This window comes from Stenotrophomonas sp. CFBP 13724, from assembly GCF_014841975.1.
Lineage (GTDB): Bacteria > Pseudomonadota > Gammaproteobacteria > Xanthomonadales > Xanthomonadaceae > Stenotrophomonas > Stenotrophomonas lacuserhaii.
Genome location: NZ_JACYUW010000004.1, coordinates 174,538 through 200,809, shown reverse-complemented (window position 1 = coordinate 200,809; position 26,272 = coordinate 174,538). Strand labels below are relative to the sequence as shown.

The following is a 26,272-nucleotide window of genomic DNA, read 5'->3' as shown; positions in this document are numbered from 1 at the left end:
ATGACCGCAACGCCGATGCTGGATACCTACCGCGAAGTGGTCACGCCGGAAGGCGTGCCGTTGCAGCTGCGTGCCGCCGGCCCACTGCCGCGGGCGCTGGCCTGGCTGATTGATTTCGCGATCCGCGCGGCGGTGCTGATCGTGCTGGCCTTCCCGCTGGCACTGCTGGACGAGTTCGGGCGCGGGCTGCACCTGGCGTTGATGTTCCTGCTCTACTGGGCCTACACCATCGTGTTGGAAGCGATCTGGGGCCAGACCCTGGGCAAGCGGGCGATGGGCCTGCGGGTGATCTCCCGCGATGGGGCACCGGTGGGCTGGAGCGGATCAGTCACGCGCAACCTGCTGCGCACCGTGGACATGCTGCCGTTCGGCTACGCGCTGGGCCTGCTCAGCAGCCTGTTCGATGCGAATGGACGGCGGCTGGGCGATCTGGTCGCCGGCACCCTGGTGGTGCATGGCGATGCGCGCATCCGGGCGCCGGCCGCCACCATCGACAGCGCGCTGCCGCCCCCGGTTCCGCTGCAACCGCTGGAACAATCGGCAGTGATCGCCTTTGCCGAACGCGCGCCACTGCTGACACCGGCCCGCCAGCAGGAACTGGCAGCCATCGCCAGCCCCCTGACCCAGGCCAACGGGCAGGTCGGCGTGCTGCGCCTGTATGCCATGGCCAACTGGTTGCTGGGACGGCGATGAAGCAGGAACAGTTCGTCAGCCGTTACCAACCCGAATGGCAGGCCCTGGAAGCCTGGCTGGAGCAGCGTGCGCACCTGGGCCGTCGCCGCCGCGCGCGCGCACCGGTGGATCCAGCGTTGCCGGCCGATGCCGAATTCCCGCAGCGCTATCGGCGCCTGTGCCAGCAGCTGGCGCTGGCCCGCCAGCGCGGCTACAGCCCGCAGCTGGTGGAACACCTGCAGCAGTTGATGCAGCGCGGCCACACGCTGCTGTATCGCACGCCCGCGTTCCGCTGGCGCGGGGTGCTGGAGTTCCTGCTCGCCGATTTCCCGCAGCTGGTGCGCAGCCAGGCCACGGTGATGTGGGTGGCGCTGGCCTTGTTCGCGGTGCCGCTGGTAGGCAGCTTCGTGGCCGTGCAGCTGCGGCCGGAGCTGGTCCACCTGTTGATGGACAACGCACGCCTGGCGCAGGTGGAACGCATGTACGACCCGTCTTCACCCAACCTGGGCCGCGACAGCGGCACCGACTGGATGATGTTCGGCTACTACATCATGAACAACATCAGCATCGGCCTGCGCACCTTCGCCAGCGGCCTGCTGGCCGGTGTCGGCACGGTGCTGGTGCTGCTGTTCAACGGCATCACCATCGGCGCGGTGGCCGGGCACCTGCAGCACGTCGGCCACGGCGATCCGTTCTGGCGTTTCGTGGTGGGCCATGGTGCCTTCGAACTCACCGCGATCGTGATCGCCGGCGGCGCCGGCCTGCAGCTGGGCCTGCGGCTGGTGGCGCCCGGGCGCAGGCGCCGTCTGGATGCACTGGTGGAAGGCGGACGGATCGGCGCACGGCTGTGCTTGGGCATCGCCGCGATGCTGCTGGTGGCCGCCTTCATCGAAGCATTCTGGTCCTCCATCGCCAGCGTTCCGGCGTGGGGCAAGTACAGCGTCGCCGCAGTCCTGTGGACGCTGGTACTGCTGTGGCTGTGGCGCGGTGGCCGCGGGGGTGCGCATGCGGATTGACCAGCTCAACGTAGCGCTGCGCGCACGCAGCAGTTGGGAGGCGATGGAACTGGGCATGGCGCTGGTACGTCGCCAACCGCGGGCGGCGTGGGGCGCTTGGTTGCTGGCCAGTGCGCCGCTGTTCCTGCTGTTCAATGCACTGGCGTGGTGGCACGGCGATGCCTTTGGCTGGGCGTGGCTGCTGTTGTGGTGGTGCAAGCCGGCGTTTGATCGCGTGGTGCTGTATGTGCTCTCACGCGATGTATTCGGCGAACCGGTGACCGCGTGGCAGGCATTGCGCACGCAGCGCGGCTGGGGCGTCAGTGGATTCTGGGGTTACCTCGGCTGGCGGCGCTTCAGCCCGGTACGCAACGTATGCCTGCCAGTGAACCTGCTGGAAGGCGCCGACGCGCCGTTGCGCAGCCTGCGCCGGCGCGCGGTGCTGAGCGCGGCGGCCGGTCCCTCGATGCTGCTCACGCTGCTGTGCCTCGGCTTCGAAGCGGTGCTGGTGATCGGCGCGCTGTCGGCGATCTTCCTGTTCGTGCCGGTGGAACTGTTGAGCGATTCCTGGCGCGCGGCGTGGGAACTGGTGCGGCAGGACACCCCGGCCTGGGCGAAATTTGGATTGAATGGCGTGTTCTGGCTGGTCGCCAGCGTGATCGGACCGTTGCATGTCGGGGCGGGCTTCGGCCTGTATCTCAACCGCCGCACGCAGATGGAAGCGTGGGACGTTGAAATCAGCTTCCGCCGCCTGCGCGAGCGCCTGCAGCAGGCCGCGCCGTTGCTGCTGCTGGTGCTGCTGTTCACGCTGCCGGGGGCCTATGCACCGGTGCACGCGCAGGACGCCCCACAGGACGTGGCCGACGACGCGGCAGCGTCAGCCGAGGAAGAAGAGGAAGAAGAAGAGACGCTTTCGCCGATCGATCCCGACGACACGCCGGCCGGCATCTTCGGTGATGCACCGGTCGACACCGCCGGCTTCCGCCAGGCCGTGCAGCGCGCGTATGAAGACCCGCTGCAGAGTCCCACGCGGGAGGTCACGGAGTGGAAGACACGTGAACCCGAGGACGAAGCCGAGCGCAAGGAACGCGAGCGGCTGAAGCGCGAAAGCGACGCAGGGAAATCCAAAGAGCTGGTGGGATCGGCCGCGAAGATGGTCGCGCTGGCGATGGAATGGGGACTGTGGCTGCTGCTCGGGGTGCTGCTGCTGATCCTGCTGCTGACCGCGCGGCGCTGGCTGCCGTGGCTGCGCGGATCCGGCCGGCGCAAGCCCGCCGCTCCGGGCGCGCTGGTCGAAGATTCGATCACCCTGCCCGAGGTGGTGCCGCCCGACGTGGCGACCCGCGCACGCGAATTGTGGGGTCGCGGTCTGCCGCGCCAGGCGTTGGCCCTGCTGTACCGCGCCAGCGTGGGGACGGTGGTCGACCGCAGCGGCGTGGTACTGCCGCCGGGCGCCACCGAAGCGCAGGTGCTGCGTGCATCGCGCCGCATGCCCGACGCGCGCGACCGCGAACTGTTCGGTGCCATCGTGCGCATGTGGCAGTACGCCGCCTACGGCAACCGCCTGCCCTCGCGCGATGCCTTCCAGGCACTGGCTGACAGCCTGCAGGCGCAGTACCGGTGGCCGGCATGAAGGCGCGCGTGCTGTGGCCTTTGTTGATCGGCCTGGCGGTGTTGGTCAGCGTGCCGCTGGTGGTGTGGTTCCTGCGTACCCATGAGCAGGTGACCAGGACCGAAACGCTGCCGCCGCAGGGCGAGGCCAGTTACAACCCGTTGTACGTGCTGGGCCAGGCGCTGCGCGCCGATGGCCTGCAGGTGCAGGCACGCGCGCGGCTGGACATGGCAGCGATGTCTCCCGCTGCCGGCGATACCGTGGTGCTGCTGCAGGACAGCGGCGAACTGCCCGCACCGGAAGTGGCCGCACTGCTGGCCTGGGTCCAGCGCGGCGGCCACCTGCTGGTGCGCACGCCCCCTACCGGCGACGATGACAAGCGCCAGGAACCGGCCCTGCTGCAAGCGCTGGGCGTGGGCAGCCTGGGCTTTGGCAGTGCCTGCCAACCGTTCCAGGTAGAAGGCGAGGACCGCCACCGGGAGTTCTGCAGCGGACGCCGTTTCGACGTCAGCGATGCCGCCTACGCCAACGTGCAGCGCGAGTGGGGCAACGAAGACGGCTATGTGTTTGCCCGCATCGGTCACGGCCGCGGCGTGGTGGATGTGCTGGCGGACATGGAGTTCATGAAGGGGCAGACGGACACCGACTCCTTCCTGCCGGCCGCGTTGCGCCCGGACGGGATCCAGACCGCCGCTGTCGATGGCCTGCACGACCGTCCGCACCGCGACCTGACCCGCTACCTGCTGCAACCGAACTACGGCAAGGGCACCATGTGGCTGGTGTACGCCAGCCGGCCGCCATCGCTGTGGGCGCGGATGTTGTTCGAGGGATGGCCGGTCTGGCTGCCCTTGTTGCTGTCCCTGCTGGGCGGGCTGTGGATGCGTTCGCAGCGCTTCGGCAGCGAACTGCCCTCGCCGCTGGCCGAACGCCGGTCGCTGCTGGAACACGTGCGCGCCAGCGGCGAACTGCTGCTGCGCCAGCGCCAGGGCCCGCGCCTGCATGCCGCGGTACGCGGGCTGTTCCTGCGCCGGCTGCAGGCGCGCGCGCCAATCGCCGCCGCACTGGAAGGTGCCGCCCAGGAACATGCCATCGCCGCCCTGCTGCAATGGCCGGCCAGTCGCGTGCACACCGCGCTGGCCGCGCCCGCTGCCAACGACCTCACCGCCCTGAAAGAGCGGATTGCCCTCCTGCTGCAGATGAGACGCCTGCTATGACCGAACTGGAAAACACCCCTACGACCCCGCCACCGCTGGGTGGGCCTTCGCCGGTTGCCGGTGACCTGGTCGAACGCGTGGACGCGATCCGCGAAGCGGTCGGCCATGCCTTCATCGGCCAACAGGAGGTGCTGGACCAGATCCTGATCGCGCTGCTGGCCGGTGGCCACGTGCTGATCGAAGGCGTGCCCGGACTGGGCAAGACGCTGCTGGTGCGCGCGCTGGCACAGGCGCTGGAGCTGGACCACGGCCGGGTGCAGTTCACCCCCGACCTGATGCCCAGCGATGTCAGCGGCCACGCGGTATACGACCCCAAAAGCGAGAGCTTCAAGATCCGCCGCGGGCCGGTGTTCACCAACCTGCTGCTGGCCGATGAGATCAACCGCGCGCCGGCCAAGACCCAGTCGGCGCTGCTGGAAGTGATGCAGGAAGGCCAGGTCACCATCGAAGGCAAGTCGTTCCCGCTGGCGCCGCCGTTCATGGCGCTGGCCACGCAGAATCCGGTGGAACAGGAAGGCACCTACCCGCTGCCGGAAGCGCAGTTGGACCGTTTCCTGCTGAAGATCATCATCGATTACCCGGCGCTGGAAGAAGAGAAGCGCATGGTCGATGCAGTCACCACCGGCCGCAGCGCCAGCGACTTCGACCTGCAGCGGGTGCCGCGCGTGCTCAGCGCCGGCGACGTGGTCGCGCTGCAGCAGGCCACGGCCGCGATAACCGTGGATGCCGAAGTCATCGACTACGCGGTGCGCATCGTCGCCGCCACCCGCAAATGGCCGGGCATCGCGCTCGGCGCGGGGCCGCGCGGCAGCATCGCACTGGTGCGTGCCGCACGTGCACAGGCGCTGTTGTCCGGGCGCGATTTCGTCACCCCGGACGACGTGCGCGATATCGCACGCCCGGCACTGCGCCACCGCATCGCGCTGGCACCGGAGCTGCAGATCGAAGGCCAGGACGCCGACGATGTGCTTTCGGCCCTGCTGGCCAAGGTGGACGCGCCGCGCCGATGAGGCCTGCCCTGCCCCTGCTGTGGCTGCTGCTGGCCTGGGCCGGCGTGGGTGGTGCGGTGCTGGCCGGCTGGCTGCCGCGCTGGGGCTGGTGGGCGCTGCTGGCGGCCCTGCTGGTGGTCGGGCTGGTCGACCTGCTGCGGCTGCGCCGGTTGCCCTCGCCACGCGTGCAACGGCACATGCCGGAATCGCTGGCGCTGGACGTGCGCCGCGAGGTGCAGCTGAGCCTGCAGGCCGAGCAGCCGGTGCGGCTGGAGGTGTTTGATCTGGTGCCTGGTGGGTGGCACAGCGAAGGCCTGCCGCGACGGCTGCGCCTGCGTGCCGGCTTTGCGACCACGCTGGCGTACCACGTGCAGCCGCCGCAGCGGGGCGCGTTCTGCTTCGATGGCGTGCAGCTGCGCCTGCAGTCGCCGTGGCGGTTGTGGAGGCAACGGCGCACCGTACCGCCTGCACTCGATGTGCGGGTGTTCCCGAACTTCGTGCCGCTGACCCGCTTTGCCTTGTTCAGTGCCGAACAGGCCTCGCGCATGGTCGGCGCGCACCTCAAGCGCCGGCGCGGCGAAGGCACCGATTTCCACCAGATGCGCGAGTACCGCATCGGTGACAGCCTGCGCCAGATAGACTGGAAAGCCACCTCGCGCGCGCGCCGGCTGGTATCGCGCGAGTACCAGGACGAGAAGAACCAGCAGATGCTGCTGATGCTCGATACCGGCCGCCGGATGATGGCCAGCGACGGCGGGCTTTCGCACTTCGACCAGGTACTGAATGCCGCGCTGGTGCTGTCCTACCTGGCGCTGCGGCAGGGCGACGGCGTGGGCCTGCATGCCATTGGCGGCGAGCCGCGCTGGGTGGCCCCCAAGCGCGGCATGGGCACCATTGACGACCTGCTGCGCGCCAGCCATGACCTGCAGCCACAGCCGGTGGCGACCGATTACCTGGCAGCGGCTACCCGGCTGTCGGTACTGCAGCGGCGGCGCGCGCTGGTGATGCTGGTGACCAACGTGCGCGATGAGGACATCGAAGACCTGCTGGCGGCGGTGAAGCTGCTGCAGCGGCGCCACCTGGTGTGCGTGGCCAGTCTGCGCGAACAGGTACTGGACCAGGCCCTGCTGCAACCGGTGGACGAGACCACCGATGCCGCCCATGCCGGTGCCGCGGCGATGTACCTGGAACAGCGTGCGCAGGCACATGATGCGCTGCGCAGCCATGGCGTGATGGTGCTGGATGTCACCGCCGAAGCCCTGCCCGGCGCGCTGGTGGAGCGCTACCTGTCGGTCAAGCGCGACGGCCTGCTGTAAGCGGTAGTGACGACCGCCGGTCGTCACCGCGTTGGGTCAGACGTAGATCTGCGTCGGCGCTTCATCGATGATCGCGTGCGGCACGAAACGCGCACTGTCACGGGTGATCGCGCTGTCATCCTCGCGGATGCCGATCCCACAGGCGTGGTCGCCGATCACCCAGCTGCCGATCAGCGGATAGCCGCCTTCGAAACGGGTCAACGGATGCGCCTTCTGCAGGATCGCCGGGCCATCGTAGGGTCCGTCACTACGCTGTACGCTGCCATCGTCCAGGTGCATTTCGATGTTGGCGCCTTCGCGTGAGAACAACGGCTTGCGGACCCAGCCCGCGCCCAGCGTACGGCCATCGTCGAAGTGCGATTCCAGCAGGTTCGGGTGCCCTCGGTGTCGCTCCCACAGCAGCGGCAGGATGCCCTTGTTGCTCAGCACCGCCTTCCATGCCGGTTCCAGCAGCTGCACTCCGGACGCCGGCAGCGCGCGGCCGAATTCCTCGGCCATCAGGTCTTCCAGCGGATACAGCTTGAACAGCGTGCCGATCACCGTGTCATCCAGCGCGGTGAAGCGTCCATCTTCGGAGAGTCCGATGTCTTCGATGGCGATGCCCTGGCCATGCAGGTTGGCCTGCGCGGCGCAGTCACGCAGGTATTCCACCGTGCCCACGTCTTCCTGCGAACTGCCCACGGCGCTGAAGAACAGCGGCGGCGGCAGCTTGGCGGCGAGCTCACCGAAACGCTCCACCAGGGCTTCATGCAGGGCGTTGAACTGGTCGGCGTGCTGCGGCAGGCGGCCGGCATTGCGCTGGTCTTCCAGCCACTGCCACTGGAAGAAGCTGGCTTCGAACAGCGAGGTCGGGGTGTCGTAGTTCAGTTCGTATAGTTTGGCCGGGCCGCTGCCGTCATAGGCCAGGTCCAGGCGGCCGTACAGGTGCGGCTGGCGCTGGCGCCAGCTGTCGGCGATCCAGTCGCGGTAATGCGCCGGGATCGCCAGCTTGTCCATCAGCGCATCGGACGCCACGACCTCGTCGACCAATGACAGCGCCATCTGGTGCAGTTCGGCGCTGGGGTCTTCGATGTCCTGTTCGATCTGGCGCAGGGTGAAGGCGTAGTACGCCGTTTCATCCCAGTACGGCTGGCCGTCGATGGTGTGGAAGCGGAAGCCGGCTTCTTCGGCACGAGCGCGCCACTGGGCGCGCTCGGCAATGCGTACACGCTGCATCGATCAGCCGCCGAAGCTGCCGCCGCTACGGCGCGCACTGGTGCTGCCGAAGCCGGCACGGCTGGCGGTGGTGGCGCGGTTCGGCACGTTGCTGACCGGGGCCAGGCCGGCCTTGCCGGCACCGATGCCGCTGGCCGTGTTCAGCCCGCCGCTGCCACCCGGGGCCGCGCGCGCCCAACCGGCGCTCTTGTCCTGGTAAGCGGGACTGGCGGCGGCCGGCTGCTGGGCCAGGCCGGCACGTCCGCTGTTCATCATCTGCGACATGAAGAAGCCCATCATCATCGGACCGATGAACGAAGTGCCCGCCGAGGTGCGCTGTTCCACGCACTGCTCCGGCTTGTAATCGGCTTCGCAGGCCGCCTTGTCGGCGTACTTCGGCGCGGCATCGGCAGACTGCCGCTGCGCCTCGGCAAAGGCAGTGCGGCACGAGGAGGGATCGCCGGTGGACTCGGTACAGGCCTGCACGGAGGTATACAGCCCTTCCTGCACCTGCACCGGTTCGTCCTTCTGGCAGGCGGTGAACAGCAGCGGTGCGGCGCTCATCAACAGCAGCGCGGTGGTGCGGGAACGTTTCATGGCCTCGTGCCTCATGCGGATCAACCCACCAATAATGCCGCATCAGCGCCTGCAACCAAAGTCGGCAAAGCAAGCAAGATGAACGGCGGGTCAGAACGGCGCTCGCGGAGTGGTTGCAAACGCAACCGGAAAAATTGGGCATCATCGGGAGACACCCACGTCGTACGGCCCGCCCGTTCCTGCCAGCCCATGCCTGAGTACCGTTCCCGCACCTCCACCGCCGGCCGCAACATGGCCGGCGCCCGCGCCCTGTGGCGCGCCACCGGCATGAAGGACGGCGATTTCCACAAGCCGATCATCGCCATCGCCAACTCCTTCACCCAGTTCGTGCCCGGCCACGTGCACCTGAAGGACCTCGGCCAGCTGGTAGCGCGTGAGATCGAGCAGGCCGGCGGCGTAGCCAAGGAGTTCAACACGATCGCGGTGGATGACGGCATCGCCATGGGCCACGACGGCATGCTGTACTCGCTGCCGAGCCGCGAGATCATCGCCGACTCGGTGGAATACATGGTCAACGCGCATTGCGCCGATGCCATCGTCTGCATTTCAAACTGCGACAAGATCACCCCCGGCATGCTGATGGCCGCGATGCGCCTGGACATCCCGGTGATCTTCGTTTCGGGTGGCCCGATGGAAGCGGGCAAGACCAAGCTGTCCGACCACAAGCTGGACCTGGTGGATGCGATGGTGATTGCCGCCGATGACAGCGCCTCCGACGAAAAGGTCGCCGAGTATGAGCGCAGCGCGTGCCCCACCTGCGGTTCGTGTTCGGGCATGTTCACCGCCAATTCGATGAACTGCCTGACCGAAGCGCTGGGCCTGTCGCTGCCGGGCAACGGCACCACGCTGGCCACCCACGCCGACCGCGAGATGTTGTTCCGCCGCGCCGGCCGGGTGATCGTGGAACTGTGCCACCGCTGGTATGGCGGCGAAGACCCGCGCGCGCTGCCGAGCGGCATCGCCACCGCCGCGGCGTTCGGCAACGCGATGACGCTGGATATCGCCATGGGCGGTTCGACCAACACCATCCTGCACCTGCTGGCAGCCGCCCAGGAAGGCGGCGTGGACTTCGACCTGACCCACATCGACGCGCTGTCGCGGCGCGTGCCGCAGCTGTGCAAAGTGGCGCCGAACACGCCGGAATACCACATCGAAGACGTGCACCGTGCCGGCGGAGTGTTCGGCATCCTCGGCGAACTGGACCGCGCCGGCCTGCTGGATACCGCGGTGCCGACCGTGCACAGCCCCTCGCTGGCCGATGCGTTGAAGCGCTGGGATGCCACGCTCACCGATGACGCGAAGGTGCATGAGTTCTTCGCCGCCGGACCGGGCGGCATTCCCACCCAGGTGGCTTTCAGCCAGGCCACGCGCTGGCCGTCGCTGGACCTGGATCGCGCCGAAGGCTGCATCCGTTCGCTGCAGCACGCCTATTCGCTGGAAGGCGGGCTGGCGGTGCTGCGCGGCAACCTGGCGGTGGACGGCTGCGTGGTGAAAACCGCCGGCGTGGACGAGTCCATCCATGTGTTCGAGGGCAACGCACGCGTATTCGAAAGCCAGGACGCGGCGGTGGCGGGCATCCTCGCCGACGAGGTGAAAGCGGGCGACGTGGTGGTGATCCGCTACGAAGGACCGAAGGGCGGACCGGGCATGCAGGAGATGCTGTACCCGACCAGTTATCTGAAATCGAAGGGTCTGGGAAAGCAGTGCGCCCTCCTGACCGACGGGCGCTTCTCCGGCGGTACTTCGGGCCTGTCGATCGGCCACGTGTCGCCTGAAGCCGCCAGCGGCGGGGTGATCGGCCTGGTGCAGGATGGCGACCGCATCCGCATCGACATCCCCGCCCGCGGCATCACCCTGCTGGTGGACGAAGCCACCCTGGTCGAGCGTCGCGCTGCCGCCGATGCACGCGGCTGGAAGCCACGGGAAGCACGCCCGCGCAAGGTGACCAGCGCACTGAAGGCCTACGCGCTGCTGGCCACCAGCGCCGACAAGGGTGCCGTGCGCAATACCGCGCTGCTGGACTGACGAGCGGGCGCGAGCACGGTAGCGCCGAGCCATGCTCGGCGAGCGCAGCGGAAGGCAGGAGCGTGACGACCAACGGTCGTCACTACCGGCAGCCGTGGTAGCGCCGAGCCATGCTCGGCGAGCGCAGCGGAAGGCAGGAGCGTGACGGCCAGCGGCCGTCACTACCGAATCCGAGCGAAGGCGGTCAGCCGATGATGCGCTTGAACGGGGGCAGTGCGTCGATGATGCGCTTGCCGTAGCGGCGGCTGAGCAGGCGCGAATCTAGGATGATCACGCGGCCGGTGTCGGTGGAGGTGCGGATCAGGCGGCCGGCGAACTGGGTCAGCGTGCGCAGCGCGTGCGGCACGGCGATCAGGTTGAAGGCATTCAACCCGCGGGCTTCGAACCACTCGCTCAGGGTGGCGGTCTGCGGATCGGTCGGCACCGCGAACGGCACCTGGGTGATCACCACCGTGGTGCAGGCCTCTCCCGGCAGGTCCAGGCCTTCGCCGAAGGAGTTCAGCCCGAACAGCACCGAGCCTTCGCCAGCGGCAACCCGGCGCAGGTGCTCGTCGATCAGCCGGGTCTTGGACATTTCACCCTGCACCAGCACCTGCTTGCGCTTGGCGGCAGGCATCAGCCCAGCCACTTTTTCCATCTTCCAGCGCGAGGTGAACAACACCATCGAGCCCTTCTTCCAGTCCAGTTCCTTGCCGAGGTAACGCGCCACTTCGCGCGGGTGGCCCTCGCGGTCATCCGGCGTGACCGGGAACGGCGGCACGATCAGCTCGGCCTGGTTGGGCAGGTCGAAGGGCGAGGACAGCGACACCATTTCGGCGTCCTCCGGGATGCCGTTGTCGATCGCCAGTGACTGGAAATCACCGCCGCCGGTCAACGTGGCCGAGGTCATCACCACCGAGTCCACTTCGTCCCACAGCAGCTTGCGCAGTACATGCGCGGCCGATACCGGCGAGCCGTGCAACACCAGGTCGCCTTCGCGCGTGGCGGTGATCCAGCGTGCCATCGGCGGCGCGCCTTCCCTGTCTTCGCGGCGCCAGGCCTGCCACAGGTTGTACTGGCCTTCGATCATTTCCAGCGCCATGCCAAGGTTGCGCTGCAGGCGCTCGCGGGCGGGGTCGTCCTGCTTGCCCTTGGCCACCTGTGCATTGGCCGCGTGCGCCCAGTTGAACAGGCTGCGGGTGTCATCGGCCAGCGCTTCGATCGGCTCGCGCCAGGCCTCCGGCAGGCGCCCGTTGGCCGCGCGCCACATCGGTTCTTCGTCGGCCGGCGCCGGCATCCACAGGGCTTCCACGTGATCGCGGAACGCGCGCAGCTGCTTGGCCACGTTGGTGGCGACATCGATGGCCTCGTTCGGCAGCAGGTTGCCCAAACGGTCTTTGTCCACCGCACGGTAAGCACCGGCGATCAGGATCTGCAGGCGTCCCACGCGCTTGGCCATGTCATCCAGGGCCAGGCTGGCCGCGCCCTGGTCGATGGCTACGTTGCCGATGTGGTGGCCTTCGTCCAGCACCAGCAGCATGTCCGAAGGCGCGGCGATCAGCGGCTGGTTGTTCTCACTCTCGCCGATGGACAGCGCTGACAGCAGCAGCGCATGGTTGGTGACCACGATCTGCGCATCGCGCACGGTGTTGCGCGAACGCAGCACCGCGCATTGCGCCGAATAGGCGCAGCGCCGTCCGGCACAGGCAGAGGCCGGGGTGGTGATGCGGCCGCGCAGTCCCGGGCTGATGGTTTCCGGGGCGTTGTCGATGTCACCGTCCCAGCTGCCGGAGGTGAAGGCCACCGTCAGACGCGCGGCGATGTCCATTTCAATCGGTGCCAATGGCCGGTCGTACAGCGGCTGCTCGTCTTCGAACATGCCCCCTTGCGAGGCCTCGCCCTGCGCTTCGGCGGCATTGCGCGTGCACAGGTAACGGGTGCGGCCCTTGGCCAGCGCCACGGTGGCTTCCAGCCCGGTGGCCTTGAGGAAGTTCGGGATGTCACGCTCGACCAGCTGCGACTGCAACGCCACGGTGCCGGTGCTGATCACCAGCTTCTTCTTGGTGGCGATGGCGATCGGTACGCCGGCGGTGAGGTAACCCAGGCTCTTGCCGACGCCGGTCGGTGCCTCCACCACGCCTACGCCGCCGCTCCTGGCCAACGCACGCGACACCACGCCGATCATCTGGCTCTGTGAGCGGCGTGTGGCAAAGCCGGGGGTATTGGCCTGCAGCGTGGTGTACGCCTTGCGGATTGCATCCTTCAGGGCGTCATCAAGCATGCGCGGCACGGCGACGGGTTCGGTCACGCCAGGATTACCGGTACGGGATCAGGCTGCATATTGTCGCACGCTGGACCGCCCCACCCGGTTCGGCGACGCTGAACCTGTCAGCCCGCTGCGGGCCGGTCCCTGCGCTGCCGCAGGGACCTGTCAACGGTCAGGCTAGGCGCGGCACGCCACCGCGCAGGGCGCGGGTCAGCGCCCAGACCACCAGCACCAGGCCGAACGCTTCGACCAGCGACAGCGCGAAATGGACGCCGTTGAGGATCATGCCGAGCCCGGCAATCGATCCGTACTGCCCGCTGTTGATCAGCCACAGCGGCAGCAGCGAAGCCAGCAGGCCGAACACACTGGTCGCGGCCAGCAGCAGCAGCCCGGTCAGCGCGCCAGTGCGCACCGGGCCGCGGGGTACATCCATCACCCAGACCAGACCGACGGTCAATGCGATCAGCACCGGCAGGCGCACCGCCGCCATGCTCAACACGGTCATCAGCAGATCGGTGCTCTCCATGTTCATTCCTCTCCGGTGAGGCGCGTGTTGCCACGCAGCCCGACATACACCGCGTCGGTGTCCGGGCGGACTTCATGCCACTGCTGGAAGCTCTCGGCGGCCTGTTCGACCAGCATGCCCAGGCCATCGACGGTGTTGCGGCATTCGGCCGAACGCGCCCACGCCAGGAAGGCGATGGCGGCGTCGCCGTAGTTGAGATCCACCGCCGTAGTCATGCTGTTGACCAGCGACAGCGGCAGCTTGAAGGACGCACTGGGATCGCGGCCGGCCGAGGTCGCGTTGACGATCAGTTCGAAGTCGCCCAGGTCGTGCAGGTCGTCCCAGTAGCGGCTCAATGCACGGCCCGGCTCACCCATCGCATCGATCAGCTCATCGGCGCGTTCCGGCGTGCGGTTGACCACCACCAGTTCGCGGATGCCAGCATCCAGCAGCGAGGGCGCCACCGAGCGTGCCGAACCGCCGGCACCCAGCAGCAGGACGCGGCGGCCGCGCAGATCCTGGCCGTGGCGGTCGGTGAGGTCACGTACCAGCCCGGCACCGTCGGTGGTGTCGCCGTGCCAGCGGTCACCCTTGCGCAGCAGCGTGTTGACCGAGCCGGCACGGGTGGCGCGCGCGGTGCGCGTGGTGCACACCGCGAAGGCCGCTTCCTTGTGCGGAAGGGTGATATTGGCGCCACGTCCGCCTTCGGCCGCGAACGCTTCCAGCGCGGCAAGGAAGCCGTCCGGGGCTGCGTCGATGGCACGGTAGTCCACCGCGATGCCTTCCTGCCGGCCGAACGCGGCGTGGATGTCCGGCGACAGGGAGTGGGCGATGGGGTGGCCAAAGACAGCGTAGCGATCGGTCATGGAATCCTCGGATGGTTCGAAGGGGACGCCCTACACTGGGCCTCCCTGTACTGCCTGGACCTGGACGATGCGATCTGCCCTGCCCCTGCTGGTTGTGGCCGCCAGTTTACTCTGCACCCCCGTGGCGATGGCGTTGAATGAGTTCGGCATCGAAGGCATGGGCGTTGTCTCGACCAAGGCCGGGGAAGGCCGCGCCAGCCTCCGCCCGGACGGCCAGCGCATCGTGTTCGCCAGTGACCGCGTCGGCGGCAGCGGTGGCTGGGACCTGTGGCAGGCCGAGCTGCGCGAGGGCCGCTGGCAGGCGCCGCAGCCGCTGGCTTTGAACAGCACGGCCGATGACCTGGACCCATACTTCAGCCACGACGGGCGCTGGCTGCTGTTCGCCTCCGACCGCGATGGGGCGATGGCGCTGTACCGGGTGGCCATCGATGCGGACGGACACTTCGGCGCAGCGGAGCGCTGGCAGGAGGGCGGGGTGCTCACGGCGGAGCGCGGCGCGGCCTTGAGCGCGGACGGGCAGCGCTTGCTGTTCGCGCGGCAGGCTGGCAAAGGACGCGGTTGGGACCTGCATTTCGCCCCCGTAAGCGAAGGAAAGCGTGGCCCGGCGGTTGCGCTGGAGGCACTGAACAGCGCGGCCGACGAAACCGACGGCGAGTGGTTGGGGAGCGACGGTGCGGTGGTGTTCACGCGTGCCGGCGAGGGCACGGCGCAGCTGTGGCGCAGCGACTGCGCGTGGTCCGCGGCGGCGGTGCAGCCGGTGGCGTTGTCGTTCAATACGGCCGACGGGATGACCCGTGCCGCGGTGGTCGATGCGGCCAAGCCGGGTGAGCTGTTGCTGGTGAGCAGCAGCGCACGCGCACCACGCGCGGGCGGTAGCGATGTGTATCGGATGATGGCGCCACGGGCGGTGGCGGTGGCCGGGTGTGGGGTGCGGAAACTGGCCAGGTAGCGCCGAGCCATGCTCGGCGGGCAGTGGCCGGCGCGTGGGTAACGGCAGACGGCCAGCGGCCGTCTTTACCGGTCCAGCAGGCTGGCGCGGGCCTGTTCGTACTCTGCTTCGCTGATGCGGCCCTCGTCCTTGCGCCGGTTCAACGCGGCCAGTTCGGCCTGCACCGCTTCGGGCAGCTGCAGCTCGCGCGATACGCGGGCGGCGGCCGACGGCAGTTCCGGTGCACGCCGTTTTTCGCGGAACGACGCCAGCGCCAGCCAGACGATCAGCGCGCCGAACACTACCACCCCGATGATCCAGATCATCCAGTGGCCAACGCCCAGGATCTCCATCGTTCCGTCCTCCTCGTGCAGAAGCCGCTATTGTCAGCGCTCGTGCAGCCAGCGCGCCACCTGCGGCGCGAAATAGGTCAGCACCCCATCGGCGCCGGCGCGCTTGAAGCACATCAGCGATTCCATCACGCAGGCACGTTCGTCCAGCCAGCCATTGGCCGCGGCCGCCTTCAACATCGCGTACTCGCCACTCACCTGGTAGGCGAACGTTGGCACGCCGAAGGTTTCCTTGACCCGCCGCACCACGTCCAGGTACGGCATGCCCGGCTTGACCATCACCATGTCCGCGCCTTCTTCCAGGTCCAGTGCGATCTCGCGCAGGGCCTCGTCACCATTGGCCGGATCCATCTGGTAGGTCTTCTTGTCGGCCTTGCCGAGGCTGCCGGCACTGCCCACCGCGTCGCGGAACGGACCGTAGAAGGCCGATGCGTACTTGGCCGAGTAGGCCATGATGCGGGTGTTGATGAAGCCGGCCTCGTCCAGCCCACGGCGGATGGCGCCGATGCGCCCGTCCATCATGTCCGACGGCGAAATGACATCCACGCCGGCCCGCGCATGCGACACCGACTGCTTCACCAGTGCTGCCACGGTGATGTCGTTGAGCACGTAGCCACTGTCATCGATGATGCCGTCCTGGCCGTGGGTGGTGTAGGGGTCCAGCGCCACGTCGGTCATCACGCCCAGCGTCGGGAAGCGTTCTTTCAATGCGCGCACGGCACGCTGCGCCAGCCCGTCATCGGCCCATGCGGCTTCGGCGTCCAGCGACTTCAATGCCGGATCGATCACCGGGAAGATGTCGAGCACCGGGATGCCCAGCTCCACCGCCGCTTCACCGACCTTCAGCAGTTCTTCGATGGACAGGCGCTCCACGCCCGGCATCGACGGGATCGCGGTGCGGCCGGCATGCTCATGCACGAACACCGGATGGATCAGGTCGTCCACGGTCAGCGTGTTTTCACGCATCATCCGGCGCGAGAAATCATCGCGGCGCATGCGACGGGGGCGGTACAGGGGGTGCGACATGGGGGGCTCCGTCAAGGCATCAGGTCACTGCAGGCGATAGTCGCGCGGCAGCAGGGGGTCGGGTAGCGGGCGCTGGCCGAGCGCGTCCAGCTGGTCGATTTCAATGGTACGCACCATCGCATCCAGCGGCAGGTCGTTGGGCTCGGTACCGAAGGGGTCTTCCATCTCTTCGCCCAGCTGGTCCAGGCCGAAGAAGGCATACGCCAGCACCGCCGACAGCACCGGCGTGGCCCAGCCCAGTGAACTGGCCAGGCCGAACGGCAGCAGCACGCAGAACAGCCACGCGCAGCGGTGCAGCAACAGGGTATAGGCGAACGGCAGCGGGGTGGCGAGGATGCGCTCGCAGCCGGCCTGGATGGATGACAGCGCATGCAGGCGCTCTTCCAGCTGGGCATACAGGATCGGCGACAGCCGGCCGGCGTGCAGCGGCACGGCCAGCTCGGCGGCGATCATCGACAGCAGCGTGTCCAGGGTGTTGCGACGGTCATGCAGCAGCACGCGCTGGTCGGCATCCAGCCATCGGCGTGCCGCCTGCGCTTCGTCCGCGCCGCGCAGGCGCGCGGCCAGGCCGTGCGCGAAGGCAATGGCGAGATGGCCGATACGCGTGCGCCGTGGCGCATCGTCGGGCAGCAGCTGCTGCACCTGGCGGGCCAGCGAGCGCGACTCGAAAATGAGCTGGCCCCATAGCTTGCGGCCTTCCCACCAGCGTTCATGGCAGGCGTTGTTGCGGAAACTGAGGAAGATCGACAGCACCAGGCCAAGCAGCGCGAACGGCGCGGAGGACACCCGTTCCATGCCCGGCACGTTGCCCAGTTCGACCACGGCGGAAACGGCGATGGCCAGCAGCAGGATCGCCAGCACCTTGGGCGCCACCGCCGGAACGATGGAACCCCGCAGGATGTACAGCAGCTGCCAGCCGTGCGGACGTGGGCGGATGATCATGGGGCGTCGGGGGCGTTGCGCGCCGATCTGGCGCTGGGCAGGGCCGGGCGGCCCTCGGGCTGGTCATTGTACGCCCCCCACCCTGCCCTCCCTGCGCACCTGCGACCGAGGGTCGCACCGCAGCCTCAGACGATGCCGCCGCCCAGCCCCAGGCGGAAGATGCCGACCACGATGACGATGCCGTTGAGGATCAGCCCGGTCCAGGCCCGGCCGCGCTTGCTGGGATGGGTGAACAGGATGCCGATCGCTGCGATCAACGCACCCACGGCGGCGAACGGGATCAGGAACCAGTTGCCCCAGCCGAGCAGCGGCACCAGCGCGACCACCATCCATACCAGTGCCGCGATGCCCCACAACAGACTGATCAGTCCCATACGCCCTCCTCGCCGATGGATTGGGGCCCACCATAGCCGTTCGCGTGGGCGTCGGATAGGCCCGCATGGGCTTGCCGCCGCGCTCACCGCTGCGGTGCTAGCGTGCCTGCAGGGCCCCGGCGTTGGGGCCGATTCAGATCGATGGACCGATGATCCGCTGCCTACCTACAGGGGTTCGAGCCATGAAGATGACCACCACGACATTCCGCTGGACCGCCGCTGCCGCCGTGCTGCTGGTGGTGGCCGGCTGTGCCAGCACCTCGCGGGTGATGCTGGGCCAGGCCCGCGCGCCCATCGACCCTGCCCAGGTGCAGGTGTATTCCACCCCGCCGGCCGGTTCGGTGGAGATCGCCCAGTTGGAATCGTCCAGCGCGGTGGGCTTCGGCACGCAGGGCCAGACCGATGCGGCCGTGGCCCGCCTCAAGCGCGATGCCGCCGCGCTGGGCGCCAATGGCGTGATCCTGATGGGCGTGGGCTCCAGCGGCTCGCCGGTGGGCATGTCGGTGGGTGCCGGCAGCTACGGTTCGCGCGTGGGCGGCGGCGTGGGCATCGGCATTCCGACCACCCAGCGCAAGGCGGCCGGCGTGGCGATCTGGGTGCCCAACCCGCCGCCCGTCCCGCGCCTGCCGGCCCAGCAGATCCCGGCACGCTGATCCACAAAAAGGGGACGGAGGGAATTAAGTCGTTTTCAGCCTTAAACGGGCCAGAAACGACTTAATTCCCTCCGTCCCCTTTTTTGCGGGTCAGCGGTATTTCGGGATGAAGGCTTCGTTGACCGCCTTGGCCAGCTGGTCCGGCGGCAGCAGGCCCTGGTCCAGCAGGAAGTTGTTGAAGGCCTTGCGGTCGAACTTCGCGCCCAGCGCCAGCTCGGTCTGCATGCGCAGTTCCAGGATGCGGGTGTAGCCGTAGAAGTAACTGCCGGCCTGGCCGGGCATGCGCACGGTGTAGCGGTCCAGTTCCTGGGTGGCCATCGCCTTGGACAGGCTCACTTCGTCGATCAGCACGCGCTCGGCGTCGGCGCGTTCGATCAGGCCCAGGTTGAGCATCGGATCCAGCATCGCGCGCGCGGCGCGCAGCAGGCGGAACTGCAGCGCGATCAGCTGCCCGTCCAGCGGTTCGTAAGGCACCATTTCCGCTTCGGCATACAGCGCCCAGCCTTCGACATTGACCGAATTGAACGCGAACATCGTGCGCGCCAGCGAGACGCCGCGCTCGACCATCGCGGTGAACTGCAGTTCGTGGCCGGGACGGCCTTCGTGCGCGCTCAGCGTCCAGGCCGCGGAGCCGAAGTTGAAATCATCGTACTGCGCGCCTTCGCCGGCCGCCGGGTTGCCCAGCGGCAGCACGAAGGTGCCCTGCTGCCCGGTATTGTTGACCAGCGGTGCCGGGAGGAAATGCGGGGCCGGGCTGGCCGCGCTTTCCGCCGCCGAACCCAGTCGCATCTGCATCGCACGCTGCGGCACATCGACGATCTGGTGTTCGTGGATCAGCGGATCGATCGCATCGATGACCTTGCGGTAGTGGCCTTCCAGCTGGTCGTTGGCGATGGTTTCCTTCTTCAGCGCGCGGATCACCGCGACCGGATCGGTCGGATCGCTGACCTTCAGGCCCTTGGCCTGCACCACCAGCGGTGCCAGCTGGCGCATCGCCGAACGGGTTTCCATGAACTCCAGCTGGGCGCGCTGCATCAGCAGCTTGGGGTCGATGTCGATACCGACCTGCTTGAGCTGGTAGGCATACACCGGCGCGGGCAGGCGGGTGTCTTCGCGCGCCTTCGGCAGCACCGTGCTGCGCGTCCACGCCGCGTAGTCCTTCAGCTGCCCAGCGAGGGTCTTCATCGCCTCGTCGGCACCGGCAACCTTGTACTTCTGCAGCAGCGATTCGATGCCGCTGATGTAGGTCTCCACGTTGTCCAGCGACTGCTGCACTTCGATCTTCGTCGGCTGCAGCAGCGCACTGTTGGACAGGCGTTCTTCGTAACGCTGGCGGGCCAGCGTGGTCAGCGGCGTACCGCCCGGCTGCAGGCCGGCATAGGCCTTCAGGCGATCCACCGCCTTGGCGCGGCGCTCGGCCGGCACCTGGTCGGACAGCAGCAGGTTGAGACCGCTGAAGATGGTCTGCGGCGCGTCGCTCCACGGCAGGAAGTACTGCTCGCCCAGCGTGCTGCCCTCGATGCTTTCGCTCGCCGCACCGATCATGATCTCCAGGTCCTGGCGGACGTTGGGGTCCTTCTCGCTGGCCAGCTTGGCCTGCAGTTCGCCGCGCGCCTTGGTCATCGCCTCGCGATAGCGCCTGGCGTTGTCCGGGCCGAGGTCGGCAACCTTGTCGTCGTAGCCGGGCACGCCGAAGAAGCCGGTGCTTTCCGGCTGGAACGGGCCCTGCGCATCCAGCAGGATCTGCGCCAGCTGGTTGCTGCGCGCCACCCAGGCCGGGGCCGCGGCGGGCTTCTTGGAAGCGGCGGCCGGGGCCGCATGGGCCGGAGCGATGGACAGCAGCGGGGCAGCACCCAACGCGAGGGCAATGGCAAGGACAAGCGGCTTCATCACACACTCCAGGATGCGGGCAATGCCAGCACCCTACGCATTCATGGCCGGGGCGGCAATGCGCCGGAGGTCACGGCCGAAGGCGCAGCCCCGCCAACAGCGGGGCCAGGCGATCAGGGCTTCAGGCAGCGGCCGAGGAAATCCTCTGCCACGCGATAACGGTGCAACGCGTCCGCACCGGACAAGCCGTGCTTGGCGCCCGGGTAGGTCATCAGTTCAAACGGCTGGCCGCGCTTCTGCAGCGCGCTCATCAGCACCGTGGAATTACTGAACAGCACGTTGTCATCGGCCATGCCGTGGATCAGCAGCAGGCGCGAACGCAGGCCATCGATATGGGTCAGCACGCGCGCTTCGGTGTAACCCGCTTCGTTGCGCGCGGGCAGGTCCATGTAGCGCTCGGTGTAGTGGGTGTCATACAGGCCCCAGTCGGTGACCGGTGCACCGGCCACGCCGCAGGCATAGCGGTTGGACGCCTTGGCCAGCAGCATCAGGGTCATGTAACCGCCGTTCGACCAACCCTGCACACCGATCCGCGCCGGGTCCACCCACGGCTGCTTCTGCAGCCATTCCACGCCACGCAGCTGGTCGGCCACTTCCACCGTGCCCTGCTTGCCATACAGTGCGCCGCCGAAGTCGCGACCACGGCGCGGGGTGCCGCGGTTGTCCAGCGAAAACACCACGTAGCCCTGCTGCGCCAGGTACTGGTTGAACAGGTGATCGCCGCGGCCCGGCCAGGCGTTGGTGACGGTCTGCGAAGCGGGGCCGCCGTACACGTACACCGCCACCGGATAGCGCTTGGCGGCATCGAAGCCGGCCGGCTTGATCACGCTGTAGTTCAGTGGCGTGCGGCCATCGGCGGCGGTCAGCGTGCCGAACTCCACCGGCAGCTGTGCGTCCCGGTAGCGCGCATAGGGATGCGCCGGATCGGCCAGGTTGTTCTCCACCAGAGTGGCGATCTTCTCGCCGTTGGCGCGGAACAGTTCGATCTGCGGCGGCGTGCCGGTGTTGGACCAGCTGTCCACGTAGACGCTCGCGTTGCGCGCGAAACTGGCACTGTGCATGCCCGGGGACTGAGATAGTTTCTTCGGCGCTCCACCCTGCAGCGGCACGCTGTAGATGTGACTCTCGCGTGCCGATTCCATGCCGGCACGGAAGAACACCAGCCCGGCCTTTTCATCCACGGCCAGCAGCTCATCCACCGACCAGTCACCCGTCGTCAGCGCGTGCGCCTTGCCGGCCTTGTCGATGCGGTACAGGTGTTCGAAACCGGTGCGTTCGGACGACCACAGCAGGCTGCCGTCATCAAGGAAACGCAGGCTGTTGTGCAGCGGCACCCAGGTCTTGCTGGTCTCACGGGCGAGCACGCGCTGGCGGCCGTCGGCCAGCGTGGTTTCCACCAGCTCCAGCTGGCGCTGGTCACGGCTCTGGCGCTGGAAGCTGAGGTGCTGCGGATCGCGCCAGTCCACGCGCGCCAGATAGATGTCCGCCTCCTTGCCGAGGTCGATCCAGCGCGGCTGTGCGTCCAGCGCCGGCGCGATCACGCCCAGCTGCACGCGCACGTTGGCATCGCCGGCGGCCGGGTAACGCTGTTCGATGACATCGGTGCGGTCGGGGTAGACCTCGTAGCGCTTCTGCACCGGCACCGGGCTTTCGTCGATGCGGGCAAAGGCGATCGCCGAATCGTCCGGCGCCCACCAGTAACCGGTGTGGCGATCCATTTCCTCGTCGGCCACGAACTCGGCCACGCCGTTGCCGATGGCCGCGCTACCGTCGCCGGTCAGCTGGCGCTGCTGGCCGCTGGCCAGATCGATCACCCACAGGTTGCGGGCGCGGATGAAGCTGACGAAGCCACCGCGTGGGGACAGCTTGGCATCGGTGGCGAAGCCCTCGCCATGGGTCAACTGGCGCACGGCGGCGGTGCCCTGCTTGCCCAGGTCGTACAGATACAGTTCGCCACCGAGCGGGAACAGCAGGCTGCGCGCATCGGGCGACCACTGGTAATCCACGATGCCGGTCATGGCCGCGATGCGCTGGCGCTCGCGGCGTGCCTTTTCTTCATCGCTCAGCGTTTCGGTGCCGGGCAGGACGACCTTGGAATCCACCAGCAGGCGGGTCTGCGCGCTGGCGATATCGTAGGTCCACAGGTCCAGCTGGTTGCGGTCGCTGTCCTTGCCGCGCAGGAAGCTGACCTGCGATCCATCGGGCGCCACCTTGGGCTTCATCAACGTCGGGCCGGACAGCGGCAACGCGCCGGTGATGGCTTCCAGGGTAAGTTTTTCAGCGTGGGCGGTGGTGGCGGTAGCGAGCATCAGGGCAAGGGCAGCGAACAGGTGGCGCATGAAAGGTTCCGGTATACGGCTGCCCCAATCCTAACCCGGCGCCGCCGCCTGCGCGGCAGCACCAGGCAGGGTCCGGCGTCAGCGCTTGCCGAACAGGTGCTTGCGTTGCTCATCGCTGAGCGGCTTGCCCGCATCCGGATTGACCTGCTGGCGCAACGCGTAGGCGCGTTGGGTGGCCGGCCGCGCGGCGATTGCCTGGTGCCAGCGCTGCAGGTTCGGGAACGCGGCGAAGTCCGGCGGCAGCTTGTCGTAGGCCCCGATCCACGGATAGCTGGCCATGTCGGCGATGCTGTACGCGCTGCCGGCCAGCCATTCGTGCTCGGCCAGGCGCTTGTCCATCACCCCGTGCAGGCGGCTGACTTCGTTGCCATAGCGTTCGATGGCATACGGGATTTTCTCCGGCGCATACACGTTGAAATGCCCCATCTGCCCGCTCATCGGGCCCAGCCCGGCCATCTGCCAGAACAGCCACTCCAGGGTTTCCACGCGCTCGCGCGGGTCGCGGGACAGGAAGCTGCCGGTCTTTTCGGCCAGGTACAACAGGATCGCGCCGGACTCGAACACGCTCAGCGGCGCGCCACCACCGGCCGGGGTCGGGTCGAGGATCGCCGGCATCTTGTTGTTGGGCGAGATGGCGAGGAATTCCGGCTTGAACTGGTCGCCGGTGCCGATGTTGACCGGATGGATGCGGTACTCCAGCCCGGCCTCTTCCAGGAACAGGGTCACCTTGTGGCCATTCGGGGTGGGCCAGTAATACAGATCGATCATGGCGGGTCACTCATCGGGGATGTGCTGCGAGTGTAGTAGGTGCACTGGCTTGGCACTGTCTCATTGGACCAGTACTCTGCGCCCTCTCCTGCAACGCAGCATGCCGTCCATGACCCCTCAGCATCGCCCCAACCCCCTGTCCACCCTGATCTTCGCCTCGCGCTGGCTGCAGCTGCCGCTGTACCTGGGCCTGATCGTCGCCCAGGGCGTCTATGTCTACCTGTTCGGCAAGGAGCTGTGGCACCTGATCATGGATGCCAGCAACCTGGGCGAGCAGCAGATCATGCTGATCGTGCTGGGGCTGATCGACGTGGTGATGATCTCCAATCTGCTGGTGATGGTGATCGTCGGTGGCTATGAGACCTTCGTTTCGCGCCTGCGCCTGGAAGGCCACCCGGACCAGCCGGAATGGCTGAGCCACGTCAACGCCAGCGTGCTGAAGGTGAAGCTGGCGCTGTCGATCATCGGCATCTCCTCGATCCACCTGCTGAAGACTTTCATCGCCGCTGGCGCGCTGGATGGCCTGCCGCTGTGCCCGCCGGAGCTGATGAACGCCGCCGCTTCGGCCGCCAACGCCGGCGCTGCCAAGTGCGCCACGCTGACCTCCACCGGGGTGTTGTGGCAGACCATCATCCACGCCGTATTCATCCTGTCGGCGATCGGCATCGCCTGGACCGACAAGCTGATGGGCGGCGGCAACAGCACCGCCCGGGGCCCCCACTGACCTGGTGGCAGGGGTGGCTGATCCGCCCCTGCCCTTCCCCCCCGGGGGATGCTAGATTGCACAGCTGACAGTATCTGCCTACGGCGTCGGGAAACGCCGCAGGCTCGTGCCTGGGACCATTGCCAGGTCTTTCGTATCGTCGTTTCAAAGGGGGAAACAGGATGTCGTACGCCAGGAAATCCGTCGTTGTTCGTGCGCGCCTGCTCGCGCCTGCCGTCCTGCTGATCGGCCTCGCCGCCTGTTCAGGCAAGGACGAGACAGCCGCACCCGCTACCGATGCCAAGCCCGCCGCCGCCGCGCCTGCCGCCACCGCGCCCGCCGCCGAACCGGCCGTGTCCAGCAAGGTCCAGGCGATGGGCAGCGAGGAACTGCGCGAAGCGGCCAGCCAGGCACTGCGCGACAACCGCATGTACGCCCCCGCCGGCGACAATGCGATCGAGTACTACCTGGCGCTGCGCGACAAGACCCCGGACGATGCGTCGGTGAAAAGCGCGCTGACCGACCTGCTGCCGTACACGCTGATCGCCGCCGAACAGAACATGGCGCGCGAGGACTTCGAGGAAGGCCAGCGGCTGATCGCGCTGATCGAGAAAGTGGACCCGAAGGCGCCGGCATTGCCGCGCCTGAAGCAGGGCATCACCCGCGGCGTGGAAGTGGCCGCGCTGCGCACCACCGAAGAAACCGAGCGCGTCAAGCGCGAAGCCGAAGCCAAGACCAAGCAGCTGGCCGAACAGCAGAAGCTGGCCGAGCAGCGCACCCGCGAGGCCGCCGCGGCCCAGCAGATCGCGGCACAGCAGGCCGCTGCCACCCCGGCGGCCGCTGCACCCGCGCCGGCCGCGCAGGATGCCGAACGCCAGGCCGCCGCTCGCCGCGAAGCCGAACAGCGCCAGCAGCAGGCCGCCGCACAGGCCGCCGCTGCTGCCGCCGCACGCCAGACCGCAGCGCCCACCCTGCGTCCGGTCAGCACGCCGGCCCCGCGCTACCCGGCCGACGCGCTGCGTTCCAATACCTCCGGCGAAGTGCTGGTGGAGATCACCGTCGGCACCGACGGCTCGGTCACCAGCGCCCGCGTGCTGCGCGCCACCCCGGCCCGCACCTTCGACCGCGAAGCCCTGGCCGCCGTGAAGCGCTGGCGCTTCGAACCGGTCGCCGCACCGGTCACCACCCGCCGCACGCTGGCCTTCAGCCCGGGCGGCTGAAAAAGGGGACGGAGGGGATTAAGTCGTAATCCCCTCGTTTCCACCACCGTGTGCCTTGCTGCCACAGCGTGGCACGACGTGGCCTGATAACGCCGCGCGTCCTCGCCCCGCAGGCTGGGCTTCCATCCAACATGGAAGCCCGCGCCATGCCCCGCCATGCCCGCCTGCTGGTGCCAGGCCTGCCGTTCCACGTCGTCCAGCGCGGCGTCAACAAAGGCGCGATATTCGCCGACGATCTGGACCGCGACCATTTCCTGCGCGTGATGCACAAGGCCTTCGTCAAGCATGACGTTGCGCTGCACGCGTATGTGCTGATGGACAACCATGTGCACCTGCTGGCTACGCCGAAGACCACCGATGGTCTGGCCCATGCGATGCGGGCGCTCGGTACGGGCTACGTGCAGGCGTTCAACCAGCGACACGGTCGATCCGGTCCGCTTTGGCAGGGTCGCTTCCATTCCAGCATGGTCGACAACGACGCCTACCTGCTTGCGGTCTACCGCTACATCGAACTCAATCCAGTGCGCGCCGGCCTGGTGGCCGCCCCTGAGCAGGCAGCCTGGTCCAGCGTGCACGGCAATCTGGGCCTGCGCCGTGACCCGTTGCTGACCCCCCATCCCACCCTGCTGATGCTGGGTGGCACCCCCGCGCAACGCCGTGTCGGCTACCGGGCGTTCCTGACCGATCATCGTCGCGCCAGCGCGGACGCGCCGGCAATCCGCGAACATGGGTGGAAGCAGTGCCCGCTGGGCAGTGCGCGGTTCCTGGAAATGCTGACTGAAACCCTGGGGCGCCCCGTAGCGGCACGGCCACGGGGCCGCCCGCGCAAGCCAGGCAGCGAATCGTGAT

General features: G+C 68.0%; 24 protein-coding genes. 12 read left to right on the top strand and 12 right to left on the bottom strand.

Going from position 1 to position 26,272, the window contains the following annotated elements; genetic code table 11:
• The 6 genes from IFT63_RS15970 to IFT63_RS15945 are packed head-to-tail and all read left to right on the top strand — an operon-like array spanning nt 1 to nt 6,798.
• Nucleotides 1–693 (top strand): RDD family protein, encoded by a 693-nt coding sequence (locus tag IFT63_RS15970; protein ID WP_249404506.1) that lies wholly within the window; start codon nt 1–3, stop codon nt 691–693.
• Nucleotides 690–1,688, top strand: coding sequence for a stage II sporulation protein M (locus IFT63_RS15965; protein ID WP_042613214.1), 999 nt, complete (start codon nt 690–692; stop codon nt 1,686–1,688). Before IFT63_RS15970 ends, IFT63_RS15965 begins: the two co-directional genes overlap by 4 nt.
• Nucleotides 1,678–3,300 (top strand): DUF4129 domain-containing protein, encoded by a 1,623-nt coding sequence (locus IFT63_RS15960; protein WP_192085070.1) that lies wholly within the window; start codon nt 1,678–1,680, stop codon nt 3,298–3,300. The genes IFT63_RS15965 and IFT63_RS15960 overlap by 11 nt, the downstream gene beginning before the upstream one ends.
• Complete coding sequence (locus tag IFT63_RS15955; RefSeq protein WP_192085069.1) at nt 3,297–4,493, top strand: DUF4350 domain-containing protein; 1,197 nt, start codon at nt 3,297–3,299, stop codon at nt 4,491–4,493. Before IFT63_RS15960 ends, IFT63_RS15955 begins: the two co-directional genes overlap by 4 nt.
• Complete coding sequence (locus IFT63_RS15950; protein WP_249404504.1) at nt 4,490–5,503, top strand: MoxR family ATPase; 1,014 nt, start codon at nt 4,490–4,492, stop codon at nt 5,501–5,503. Before IFT63_RS15955 ends, IFT63_RS15950 begins: the two co-directional genes overlap by 4 nt.
• Entirely contained in the window at nt 5,500–6,798 is a 1,299-nt protein-coding gene (locus IFT63_RS15945; protein ID WP_192085068.1) for a DUF58 domain-containing protein, read from the top strand. Before IFT63_RS15950 ends, IFT63_RS15945 begins: the two co-directional genes overlap by 4 nt.
• Nucleotides 6,799–6,834: 36 nt before the next feature.
• Here the strand turns inward: IFT63_RS15945 and IFT63_RS15940 are convergent, their stop codons facing one another.
• Both IFT63_RS15940 and IFT63_RS15935 read right to left on the bottom strand, forming a co-directional pair.
• Nucleotides 6,835–8,013 carry a glutathionylspermidine synthase family protein gene (locus IFT63_RS15940; protein ID WP_192085067.1) on the bottom strand — a complete coding sequence of 393 codons (1,179 nt, stop codon included), beginning with the start codon at nt 8,011–8,013 and terminating at the stop codon, nt 6,835–6,837.
• Nucleotides 8,014–8,016: 3 nt separating this feature from the next.
• Entirely contained in the window at nt 8,017–8,589 is a 573-nt protein-coding gene (locus IFT63_RS15935) for a DUF1190 domain-containing protein (protein ID WP_192085066.1), read from the bottom strand.
• 189 nt (nt 8,590–8,778) lie between these two features.
• Here IFT63_RS15935 and ilvD point away from each other — a divergent pair, with 189 nt between their 5' ends.
• Nucleotides 8,779–10,614 (top strand): dihydroxy-acid dehydratase, encoded by a 1,836-nt coding sequence (gene ilvD / locus IFT63_RS15930; protein WP_192085065.1) that lies wholly within the window; start codon nt 8,779–8,781, stop codon nt 10,612–10,614.
• Nucleotides 10,615–10,798: 184 nt separating this feature from the next.
• Here the strand turns inward: ilvD and dinG are convergent, their stop codons facing one another.
• The 3 genes from dinG to aroE form a co-directional block, all read right to left on the bottom strand.
• Nucleotides 10,799–12,874, bottom strand: a complete 2,076-nt coding sequence (gene dinG, locus IFT63_RS15925) for an ATP-dependent DNA helicase DinG (RefSeq protein ID WP_192085121.1) — start codon at nt 12,872–12,874, stop codon at nt 10,799–10,801.
• Nucleotides 12,875–13,031: 157 nt separating this feature from the next.
• On the bottom strand, nt 13,032–13,385 hold the full coding sequence (locus IFT63_RS15920) for a hypothetical protein (protein WP_192085064.1): 354 nt from the start codon (nt 13,383–13,385) through the stop codon (nt 13,032–13,034).
• A 2-nt stretch (nt 13,386–13,387) separates the two neighbouring features.
• Nucleotides 13,388–14,230: a shikimate dehydrogenase gene (gene aroE, locus IFT63_RS15915; protein WP_192085063.1), complete on the bottom strand. Its 843-nt coding sequence runs from the start codon at nt 14,228–14,230 to the stop codon at nt 13,388–13,390.
• A 67-nt stretch (nt 14,231–14,297) separates the two neighbouring features.
• Between aroE and IFT63_RS15910 the strand changes: the two genes are divergently transcribed.
• Nucleotides 14,298–15,179: a PD40 domain-containing protein gene (locus IFT63_RS15910; protein WP_192085062.1), complete on the top strand. Its 882-nt coding sequence runs from the start codon at nt 14,298–14,300 to the stop codon at nt 15,177–15,179.
• A gap of 65 nt (nt 15,180–15,244) precedes the next feature.
• On the opposite strand, the gene IFT63_RS15905 is transcribed toward IFT63_RS15910, so the two are convergent.
• From IFT63_RS15905 to IFT63_RS15890, 4 genes are all read right to left on the bottom strand, one after another.
• Entirely contained in the window at nt 15,245–15,511 is a 267-nt protein-coding gene (locus IFT63_RS15905) for a hypothetical protein (RefSeq protein WP_042613204.1), read from the bottom strand.
• A gap of 33 nt (nt 15,512–15,544) precedes the next feature.
• Nucleotides 15,545–16,534: a porphobilinogen synthase gene (gene hemB, locus IFT63_RS15900; protein WP_042613203.1), complete on the bottom strand. Its 990-nt coding sequence runs from the start codon at nt 16,532–16,534 to the stop codon at nt 15,545–15,547.
• A 24-nt stretch (nt 16,535–16,558) separates the two neighbouring features.
• Entirely contained in the window at nt 16,559–17,476 is a 918-nt protein-coding gene (locus IFT63_RS15895) for a bestrophin family ion channel (protein ID WP_192085061.1), read from the bottom strand.
• A 125-nt stretch (nt 17,477–17,601) separates the two neighbouring features.
• Entirely contained in the window at nt 17,602–17,850 is a 249-nt protein-coding gene (locus IFT63_RS15890; protein WP_192085060.1) for a hypothetical protein, read from the bottom strand.
• Nucleotides 17,851–18,038: 188 nt separating this feature from the next.
• Between IFT63_RS15890 and IFT63_RS15885 the strand changes: the two genes are divergently transcribed.
• On the top strand, nt 18,039–18,503 hold the full coding sequence (locus IFT63_RS15885) for a hypothetical protein (RefSeq protein WP_249404503.1): 465 nt from the start codon (nt 18,039–18,041) through the stop codon (nt 18,501–18,503).
• Between the two features lie 90 nt (nt 18,504–18,593).
• On the opposite strand, the gene IFT63_RS15880 is transcribed toward IFT63_RS15885, so the two are convergent.
• The 3 genes from IFT63_RS15880 to IFT63_RS15870 form a co-directional block, all read right to left on the bottom strand.
• Complete coding sequence (locus IFT63_RS15880) at nt 18,594–20,393, bottom strand: DUF885 domain-containing protein (RefSeq protein WP_192085058.1); 1,800 nt, start codon at nt 20,391–20,393, stop codon at nt 18,594–18,596.
• 113 nt (nt 20,394–20,506) lie between these two features.
• On the bottom strand, nt 20,507–22,732 hold the full coding sequence (locus IFT63_RS15875) for a S9 family peptidase (RefSeq protein WP_192085057.1): 2,226 nt from the start codon (nt 22,730–22,732) through the stop codon (nt 20,507–20,509).
• Nucleotides 22,733–22,810: 78 nt separating this feature from the next.
• Nucleotides 22,811–23,500 (bottom strand): glutathione binding-like protein, encoded by a 690-nt coding sequence (locus IFT63_RS15870; RefSeq protein ID WP_042613197.1) that lies wholly within the window; start codon nt 23,498–23,500, stop codon nt 22,811–22,813.
• Nucleotides 23,501–23,609: 109 nt separating this feature from the next.
• Between IFT63_RS15870 and IFT63_RS15865 the strand changes: the two genes are divergently transcribed.
• The 3 genes from IFT63_RS15865 to IFT63_RS15855 all read left to right on the top strand — a co-directional run bounded on the left by IFT63_RS15865 (nt 23,610) and on the right by IFT63_RS15855 (nt 26,271).
• Nucleotides 23,610–24,224 (top strand): TIGR00645 family protein, encoded by a 615-nt coding sequence (locus IFT63_RS15865; protein WP_192085056.1) that lies wholly within the window; start codon nt 23,610–23,612, stop codon nt 24,222–24,224.
• Nucleotides 24,225–24,385: 161 nt separating this feature from the next.
• The gene (locus IFT63_RS15860) at nt 24,386–25,423 is read left to right on the top strand and encodes an energy transducer TonB (protein ID WP_192085055.1); all 1,038 of its coding nucleotides are present in this window, start codon (nt 24,386–24,388) and stop codon (nt 25,421–25,423) included.
• 146 nt (nt 25,424–25,569) lie between these two features.
• Nucleotides 25,570–26,271, top strand: a complete 702-nt coding sequence (locus tag IFT63_RS15855; protein ID WP_192085054.1) for a transposase — start codon at nt 25,570–25,572, stop codon at nt 26,269–26,271.
• Nucleotide 26,272 lies beyond the last annotated feature (1 nt).